The 8,767-nt window shown below is 64.9% G+C and carries 6 protein-coding genes; 1 reads left to right on the top strand and 5 read right to left on the bottom strand.

Annotated elements, in window-relative coordinates:
• The 5 genes from VEI45_RS12750 to pruA form a co-directional block, all read right to left on the bottom strand.
• Nucleotides 1–305, bottom strand: a 305-nt coding sequence (locus VEI45_RS12750) for a potassium-transporting ATPase subunit C (protein WP_324853672.1), incomplete at its 3' end; no start/stop codon positions are given.
• A complete protein-coding gene (kdpB, locus tag VEI45_RS12745) occupies nucleotides 305–2,392 on the bottom strand; it encodes a potassium-transporting ATPase subunit KdpB (RefSeq protein WP_324853670.1) in 2,088 nt (695 codons plus the stop codon). The genes kdpB and VEI45_RS12750, both read right to left, overlap by 1 nt.
• Nucleotides 2,393–2,395: 3 nt before the next feature.
• Nucleotides 2,396–4,120 (bottom strand): potassium-transporting ATPase subunit KdpA, encoded by a 1,725-nt coding sequence (gene kdpA, locus VEI45_RS12740; RefSeq protein ID WP_324853668.1) that lies wholly within the window; start codon nucleotides 4,118–4,120, stop codon nucleotides 2,396–2,398.
• 348 nt (nucleotides 4,121–4,468) lie between these two features.
• On the bottom strand, nucleotides 4,469–5,437 hold the full coding sequence (locus VEI45_RS12735) for a proline dehydrogenase family protein (RefSeq protein WP_324853666.1): 969 nt from the start codon (nucleotides 5,435–5,437) through the stop codon (nucleotides 4,469–4,471).
• Nucleotides 5,437–7,068: an L-glutamate gamma-semialdehyde dehydrogenase gene (pruA, locus tag VEI45_RS12730; RefSeq protein ID WP_324853664.1), complete on the bottom strand. Its 1,632-nt coding sequence runs from the start codon at nucleotides 7,066–7,068 to the stop codon at nucleotides 5,437–5,439. Before pruA ends, VEI45_RS12735 begins: the two co-directional genes overlap by 1 nt.
• Nucleotides 7,069–7,151: 83 nt before the next feature.
• On the opposite strand from pruA, the gene VEI45_RS12725 reads away from it, so the two are divergent.
• Nucleotides 7,152–8,762 carry a PucR family transcriptional regulator gene (locus VEI45_RS12725; protein WP_324853662.1) on the top strand — a complete coding sequence of 537 codons (1,611 nt, stop codon included), beginning with the start codon at nucleotides 7,152–7,154 and terminating at the stop codon, nucleotides 8,760–8,762.
• The last annotated feature ends 5 nt before the right edge of the window (nucleotides 8,763–8,767 follow it).

The raw sequence follows: 8,767 nt of genomic DNA, 5'->3' as shown, positions 1-8,767 counted from the left end.
AGCAGCCTGGGATCGCTGGGGCCGAGATTGCTTGCGGCGCTGGCGGTCGCGTCGTAGCCGTTGCCCGCGGCAGACGGCCGGGGCTGGAAATACTGGGGCAACGGGTTGCCGGCGGGATCGGTAAACGGCTGACCAAGCAGGCTCGAACCGACGACCTGATTGCCGCGACTGATCAGCGAGCCCTCAGCCTGGTGCTTGAAGGCGAGCTGTCCGATGCCGTAAACGGCCAGCGGGTAGGCGACGCCGAGCACCAAGCTGGCCAGCACGGTGAGCATGATCGCCGGGAGCAGTTGAGTACGCAGCATCAGTGGATTCCTATCGGCGCGACGATGGTGATATCGATTAGCTTGATCAGCACGAACGGGGTGATCAGTCCGCCGACCCCGAAGAACAGGACGTTTCGGCGCAGCATCGCGGTGGCGCCCATCGCTTTGACTCGAACACCCCGCAGCGCCAGCGGGATCATCAGCACGATGATGATCGCGTTGAAGATCACCGCGGACAGAATCGCGGTGTGCGGGTTATGCAGGTTGAGGATGTCGATCGCGGCCAACTCCGGAAAGACGGAATGGACCATCGCCGGAATCGCAATGAAATATTTCGCGACGTCGTTGCAGACCGAGAAGGTTGTCAGCGAACCGCGGGTGATCAGTAGCTGTTTGCCTACCTCGACGATCTCCATGAGTTTGGTCGGGTCGCTGTCCAGGTCAACAAGATTGCCGGCCTCTTTGGCAGCCTGCGTGCCGCTGTTCATGGCCACCCCGACATCGGCCAGAGCCAGGGCCGGTGCGTCGTTGGTTCCATCGCCGGTCATCGCGACCAGGTCGCCACCGGCCTGCTCGGCGCGAATGCGGTCCATCTTGTCTTCCGGGGTGGCCTCTGCGATGAATTCGTCGACGCTGGCCTCCGCGGCGATGGCCGCGGCGGTCGCCGGATTGTCGCCGGTAACCATCACGGTGCGGATTCCGAAGGGCCGCATGGCACCGAGGCGTTCCGAAATGCCAGGCTTCACAGTGTCTTTCAGATGAATGACCCCCAGCACCGCGTTCTCGTCCGCAACCGCCAGCGGGGTGCCGCCACTGGTGGCGATGCGCGCCACTACGCCATCCATATCTGGCGGCACGGCGCCGCCGTTGGCCCGTACCCACTCGCTCACCGCGCCAACAGCGCCTTTGCGAATCTTGCGGTGCGGCAAGTCGATACCGGACATCTTGGTTTTGGCGCTGAAACTGACCAGGTTTGCCCCGGCGATGTCGCTGGGTTGGCAGCCGTAGTGGTGCTGGGCGAACTCCACAATCGAGCGGCCCTCGGGTGTTTCATCAGCCAACGACGAGAGATGCGCTGCTTCGGCCAAGGTGTGTTCGTCGGTGTCGCCGACCGGGACGAACTCGGTGGCCATCCGGTTGCCGAAGGTGATGGTGCCGGTTTTATCCAACAACAACGTGGTTACGTCACCGGCGGCTTCGACCGCCCGGCCCGACATGGCCAGCACGTTGTGGCGGATCATGCGATCCATGCCGGCGATGCCGATCGCCGAAATCAGTGCACCGATGGTGGTGGGAGACAGCAACACCAGCAGCGCGACCAGCAACACGATCGGCTGCTTGACGCCCGAGAAGATCGCAACCAACTGAAACGTGCTGACAGCGACGAGAAAAATGAAGGTCAGGCTGACCAGCACGACGGTCAGGGCCAGCTCGTTTTGCGTTCGTTGCCGGTTAGCGCCCTCCACCAACCCGATCATGCGATCCAAAAACGTTTGCCCGGGCGGGGAAGTGATGGACACGACGATGCGGTCCGAGAGCACCACCGTACCGCCGGTGACCGCGGAGAGATCGCCCCCCGACTCCCGCACCACGGGTGCTGACTCACCGGTGATAGCCGATTCGTCGACCATGGCCATTCCTTCGATGACCTCACCGTCGCCGGGAATCGCCTGCCCGGCCTCGACGACGCATCGGTCGCCGACTTTCAGTTCCTGCGAAGGAGTGTCGCGTGTAGCACCGTCAGGCTGCAAAACGTGGGCGACGGTTTCCCGCCGGGCCCGGCGCAGCGCGTCGGCGTGCGCCTTGCCGCGGCCCTCAGCCATCGCGTCGGCGAAATTACCGAACAGCACGGTGAACCACAAGAACAGCACGACCAGGCCGGTGAAGAGATTATCTGCGCCAGTGGATTTGGGCGCGTCGCGCACCAATAGCAGTGTGGTCCAGATGCTGCCGATATAGACGACGAACATCACCGGCTTGTGCACCATCAGCCGGGGATCGAGTTTCAATACCGCGTCGATGATGGCCTTGCGGACTATACGGGGATCGAGAATCGACAACTCGCGCAGGCGCCGCGTTTCGCGGCCCATGTGCCGACCGGGCGGGACAGCCGTCTGCGTCGGCATCGATCAGACTCCGAAGTGTCCGGAGAAGTGCTCGGCCATCGGCCCGAGCGCCAGCACCGGAAAGTAGGTGAGACCCACCAGAATCACGACGATCGCGGCGAGCAGCGCAGTGAACAGCGGCGTGTCGGTTCGCAGCGTTCCGGCGGTGACTGTGTAAGTGCGTTTGCGCGCGAGCGAGCCGGCCAGTGCCAGCGCGGGAATGATCTCGAAGAACCGGCCGACCCACATGGCCAGACCCAACGTCGAGTTGTACCACAGGGTATTGCCGGCCAGCCCGGCGAACGCCGACCCGTTGTTGTGCGCGGCCGACGTGAAAGCATAGACGGCTTCGGTCACGGCGTGTGGCCCCGTCGTGGAGATTTGGTGGGCGGCCGACGGCAACAGCAATGAGATTCCGGCGAAGCTCAACACCGTGACCGGCAATACCAGGATGTAGATCGCCGCCAAGGTCATGTCCCCGGCCAGCAAGCGCTTACCGAGATACATCGGCGTTCGTCCGACCATGAGCCCGGCGATGAACGCGGTGATCATCACAAAAATCAACATCCCGTATAGACCGGTGCCGGTGCCGCCGGGAATGACCTCCCCGAGCATCATGTCGGCCAACGCCAGGCCACCGCCCAACGGTGTGTAGCTCTCCACAGCGGAGTTCACGCCGCCGGTTGACGTGGAAGTCATCGTGACGGCGTTCAATGCCGAACCGGTCGCTCCAAGCCGAAGATCCTTGCCTTCCAGGTTCCCGCCGGGGTTGGTGGAGGTGGGGTACTGGGCGACGCCGAGCTGCGCGAGATGGGAATTGCCGTGGGCTTCCAGGGCCGCCACGACCACCACCGACGCCGCGTACAACGCGGCCATGGCAACGAGCACCACCGTCGCTTGGCGCATGGAGCCGACCAGGCGGCCATAGGCCCACGGAAAGGCGAACGGAATCGCCGCGGCTAGCCAGATGGTGAGCACGTTGATCACGGCGTTCGGATTCTGGAATGGGTGAGCCATATTGGCGCCGAAGTAGCCGCCGCCGTTGTCGCCGATCATTTCGATGGGCACCATGCTCGCAACCGGACCACCGGGAATCCCTTGCTGGGCCGTGGCCGAGACCGAGGAGATCACACGTGTGGCATGGAAGTTGTCGATCACACCCGCCGCGAGCAGGACGATAGCGAACACGAAACTCAGCGGAACCAGCACCCGCACCAGAGAGCGCACCGCGTCGACCCAGAAGTTTCCCAATGTTGTTGTTTGCGTGCGGATCACACCACGGATGAATGCCGCCGCCAGCGCCATCCCGGTGGCCGCTGACAAAAACTGGTGCACCACTAGCGCAAACATTTGGCTGAACTGACTCAACGTCGATTCACCAGCGTAGTTTTGCCAGTCGGTGTTGGTCACAAAGCTGACCGCGGTGTTGAATGCCAGCGGCGGACTGACTCCACGGAAGTGATCGGGATTGCCCGGCAGCCAGTGTTGTATGCGAAAGACTAGGTAGTTGAGCAGTACACCGACGATGGTCAGTGCCACCGCCGAGCCGACGAACGCGATCCAGCGCTGCTCACCGCGGGGGTCGATGCGCAGCAACCGGTAGGCCAGCCGTTCAACCGGAAGGAATATGCGATCGCCGGGCGCATTCTCATTCCGGTAGACCTTGGCGAGGTAACCGCCCAATAGCGGGGTGCTGATGAACAGCAGCGCGAATACCGCCGCGATCTGTGCCCAACTCGCCGCGGCCATCTACACGTCCCCGCGCCGGATCAGACCGTAGACAAGGTATGCACCCAGCAAGACTGCGACCAGAATCGCTGTCACATCGTCAAACGTCATGGCGTCTCAAACTCGGTCCGTGGTCCGCCCCTCACGACCCGGCTCTGAAAGCACAGGTTCTTCGGATCCCGACAACTGATCGCATCCGAAGGCAAATCCGACGGCAAGCGCAGCCAGGCCGACCAGCAGCGCAACGAAAGCTATGTCCAGCACGCCGACCTCCGACAATTGTGAACGGCGAGTGAGATGACGGTACGACGACTCGGCTTATAAAACTTTGGATCTACGGTATCTTTGCGGGCCGCGTTGCGCAGCCCATCAGTGGCCGCGCTCCGCCAGCGCCCGCATGAAAAATGTCAGGTTGGCCGGTCGTTCGGCCAGTCGACGCATGAAATACCCGTACCACTGGGTGCCGAACGGCACATACACCCGTACCCGGTTGCCGGCGGACACCAGCCGCAACTGCTCGCCGTCGCGGATGCCGTACAGCATCTGGTATTCGAAATCACCTGTACCGCGTCCGTATTCGCCCGCCAATGTGGGCACTGCGTCGATGACCACGGGGTCGTGCGAGGCCACCATCGGATACCCCGAGCCTGCCATCAGCACCCGCAGGCAGCGCAGGTATGAGTCGGTGACCGCAGCGGTGTCCCGATAGGCCACCGATGCCGGTTCGTCGTAGGCGCCCTTGCACAGCCGCACCCTCACCCCGGACGCGGCGAACTGTTCGCAGTCGCCGTGGGTGCGCCGCAGGTAAGCCTGCAAAACCACGCCCAGCCAAGGGAAATCAGCCTGCAGCTTGGTGGCGATCCACAGCGTCGAATCCGTGCTGGTGTGGTCTTCGGCGTCCACGGCCACCCACGCGCCGACCTGCTCGGCCCGCTCGCAGATGGTGTGCGCGTTCTCCAAAGCGATCTTCTCGCCGTCGCGATCCAGCGCCTGCCCTAACGCCGACAGCTTGAGGGATACCTCCAACGGGCGCACACCGTCATGCGTGCCATCCGGCCGTCGGCCCAACGCGGCGAGAAGCCGAAGATAAGCACGCACGGTGGCATTCGCGCCGTCGATGTCAGTGACATCCTCGCCGAGGTAGTCGATGCTGACGAGCCGGCCCGAATCCCTAAGGACTGCAACACTGTCCAACGCCCGATCAAGCGACGCGCCCGGAACGAACCGGTGCACCACCTTGCGGGTGACCGGCAACCGCTCGGCCGTCCGACGCAACCCGTCGGAGTGGCTGGCCGCCAGGATCGCCGGCCGCAGGGTCTTGGCGAACAGGCCCGACATCACTGCCGCGCCATGTGCGGATAGTTGTGATCGGTCGCCGGGACGAACGTCTCCTTGATCGAGCGTGCCGACGTCCAGCGCAACAGGTTCAGCGCCGATCCGGCCTTGTCGTTGGTGCCCGACCCGCGGGAGCCACCGAACGGCTGGCGGCCCACCACCGCACCGGTCGGCTTGTCGTTGACGTAGAAGTTGCCGGCCGCGAACCGCAGCCGGTTCTGCGCGGCCAGCACGGCGCCGCGGTCGTCGGCGATCACCGCACCGGTCAACGCATACCGCGAACCGGAGTCGATGACGTCGAGGATCTGCTCGTACTGGTCGTCGGGGTAGACGTGCACGGACAGCAGCGGACCGAAGTACTCAGTGGCGAATGCCTCGTCGGTCGGGTCATCGGACAGCAGCACCGTCGGGCGCACGAAATAGCCTTCGCTGTCGTCGTATTCGCCGCCGACCGCGATCGTGACACCGGCCGCGCCTTTCGCGCGTTCGATCGCGTCCACATTCTTGACAAAGGCGCGCTCGTCGATCAACGCACCACCGAAGTTGGAGAAGTCGGTGATGTCGCCGAACGGCAGTTCGGCCGCGGCAGCGAGGAAGTCGTCGCCCATCTGCTGCCAGACCGAGTGGGCGATGAAAGCCCGCGACGCCGCCGAGCACTTCTGGCCCTGGTAGTCGAACGCGCCGCGAATCAGCGCGGTGCGCAGCACATCCGGCTGCGCCGAGGCGTGCGCGAGCACGAAGTCCTTGCCGCCGGTCTCACCGACCAGACGCGGGTAGCTGTGGTAACGCTCGATGTTGGCGCCGACCTCGCGCCACAGCCGCTGGAAAGTCCCGGTCGATCCGGTGAAGTGGATCCCGGCCAGCCGCGGATCTGCCAGCGCCACATCAGAAACCGCGTACCCGTCACCCGCGACCAGGTTGATCACACCGGGCGGTAACCCGGCCGCCTCCAGCAGTTGCATGGTCAGGTACGCGGCGAATGTCTGCGTGACCGACGGCTTCCACACCACGGTGTTACCCATCAGCGCCGGCGCGGTGGGCAGATTCCCGGCGATCGCTGAAAAGTTGAACGGCGTTATGGCGTAGACGAATCCGTCCAACGGCCGGTAGTCGGTGCGATTCCACTCCCCGCGCACGCTCAGCGGCTGCTGCGCCAAGATCTGGCGCGCAAAGGCGACGTTGAACCGCCAGAAATCGACCAGCTCGCAGGGGGCGTCGATCTCGGCCTGGTAGGCGGTTTTGGATTGACCGAGCATGGTCGCGGCCGCGATCGTCTCGCGCCACGGCCCGGCAAGCAGATCGGCGGCCCGCAGAAAGATCGCGGCGCGTTCGTCGAATGGGGTCGCCGCCCAGTGTGCTCGGGCACCCATTGCCGCTTCGACGGCAGCGGTGGCATCGGCGTGGTCGGCATTGGTCAGCGTGCCCAGCGTCGCCGCATGCCGATGCGGCTGCACGACGTCGATCCGCTCACCGTCGCCCATGCGATGCGCGCCGCCGATCACGTGCGGCAGGTCGATCTGGTCATCGGCCAGCGCGGTCAGCGCGGCTCGCAGCCCGCTGCGCTCGGGCGAATTCGGTGCGTAGTCGTGGACCGGCTCGTTGGCGGGCAGGGGAACTTCGGTGATCGCGTCCATGCCCTCAGGATGCCCGTCGGCGACCCGCCCAAGCTTGGCTGATCGGACAAGATAGACCCGCGTTTCTAGTAGGATCAGACAATATGCGAATGCCGGGCGTCGGACTGGGTCAGCTGCTATTGGCCCTGGACACCACCGTGGCGAGCCTGGTCGAGGCTCCCCGCGGGCTGGACCTGCCGGTGGCCTCAGCGGCGCTGATAGACAGCGACGATGTGCGGTTGGGCCTAGGACGCGGCGCGGACTCGGCGGACGTGTTCTTTCTGGTCGGCGTCGCCGACCAAGAGGGCCAGGACTGGCTGGACAAGCAAGACAGCGGCCCGGCCGATCGCGCGGCGGTGGCGATCTTCGCCAAGAAACCCTCCGACGCCCTCGTCGCGCGGGCCGTCGCAGCCGGGACGGCGGTGGTGGCTGTGGAGCCGCAGGCTCGCTGGGAGCGGCTGTACCGATTGGTAAATCACGTCCTCGAGCACCACCTACCGTCCTTGGGGGATCCGCCCGATCCGCGCTCCGACTCCGGCACCGACTTGTTCGGCCTGGCCCAGTCGCTCGCCGACCGCATTCACGGCATGGTCAGCATCGAGGACGAGCAGTCGCACGTGTTGGCGTATTCGGCATCCAACGACGAAGCCGACGAGTTGCGGCGACTATCGATCCTGGGTCGTGCCGGACCACCCGAGCATCTCGAGTGGATCGGCCAATGGGGGATTTTCAATGCGCTGCGGGCCAGCGGCGACGTGGTCCGGGTCGCCGAGCGCCCCGAGTTGGGCCTACGGCCCCGGTTGGCCGTGGGTATTCATCAGCCGGCCCGGGACGCCCGCCGGGCGCCGGTCTTCGCCGGCACCATTTGGGTGCAGCAAGGCTCCCGACCGCTGGCGGACGACGCCGAGGATGTGCTGCGCGGAGCCGCTGTGCTGGCGGCCCGCATCATGTCGCAGCTAGCAGCCAGGCCATCGATGCACGCGCTGCGGGCCCAGGAGCTACTGGGCCTGACCGACGGCGGATCGGTCGATGTGGACACCATCGCTCAAGAACTCGGGATCGCGGCCGACGGCAACGCCGCTCTGATCGGTTTCTACACGCCCGACCGTCACGCCCGGCTTGCTGACGTGCTGGCGTTGAGCGCCAATGCTTTTCGGACCGATGCACAGGTGGCATCGTGCGGTTCGCGAGTATATGTGGTGCTGCCACATACCACGAAGCGGTCATCACTCACCTCCTGGATTCGCGGTACCATCAGCGCGTTGCGCAGCGAATTAGGACTGCAGTTGCGGGCCGTCATCGCCACGCCGGTCAACGGTCTGGCCGGCCTGGCCGCGATGCGCGCGGAGGTGGACCGGGTGCTGGATAGCGCTGAGCGCCATCCGGATTCGTTCGCCTCTGTGACATCGCTGGCCGAGGCACGGACAACCGTGCTGATCGATGAGATCGTCACGATGGTCGCCGCCGACGAGCGGCTCGTCGACCCTCGGGTGTATGACCTGCAAGCCCGCGATCCGATGCTGGTCGAGACGCTGCGAGCCTATCTGGACAGTTTCGGTGACGTCGCCGCCGCGGCGCAGCAGCTGCACGTCCATCCCAACACCGTGCGCTACCGGGCCCGCCGGATAGAAAAGCTGCTATCGACCTCGCTGGCGAATCCCGATGTGCGGCTGCTTCTTTCGCTGGGTCTACGGGCTACCGAGCGATCCGGCTAGAGGTC

This window comes from Mycobacterium sp. (assembly GCF_035623875.1).
Lineage (GTDB): Bacteria > Actinomycetota > Actinomycetes > Mycobacteriales > Mycobacteriaceae > Mycobacterium.
Note: the sequence above shows the minus strand (reverse complement) of the source record. Positions and strands in the feature narration are given on the sequence as shown.

Excerpts from the sequence above, each read along its gene's own strand:
- kdpB (WP_324853670.1), bottom strand. The coding sequence starts at position 2,392 with ATGCCGACGCAGACGGCTGTCCCGCCCGGTCGGCACATGGGCCGCGAA.
- kdpA (WP_324853668.1), bottom strand. The coding sequence starts at position 4,120 with ATGGCCGCGGCGAGTTGGGCACAGATCGCGGCGGTATTCGCGCTGCTG.
- VEI45_RS12735 (WP_324853666.1), bottom strand. The coding sequence starts at position 5,437 with ATGTCGGGCCTGTTCGCCAAGACCCTGCGGCCGGCGATCCTGGCGGCC.
- pruA (WP_324853664.1), bottom strand. The coding sequence starts at position 7,068 with ATGGACGCGATCACCGAAGTTCCCCTGCCCGCCAACGAGCCGGTCCAC.
- VEI45_RS12725 (WP_324853662.1), top strand. The coding sequence starts at position 7,152 with ATGCGAATGCCGGGCGTCGGACTGGGTCAGCTGCTATTGGCCCTGGAC.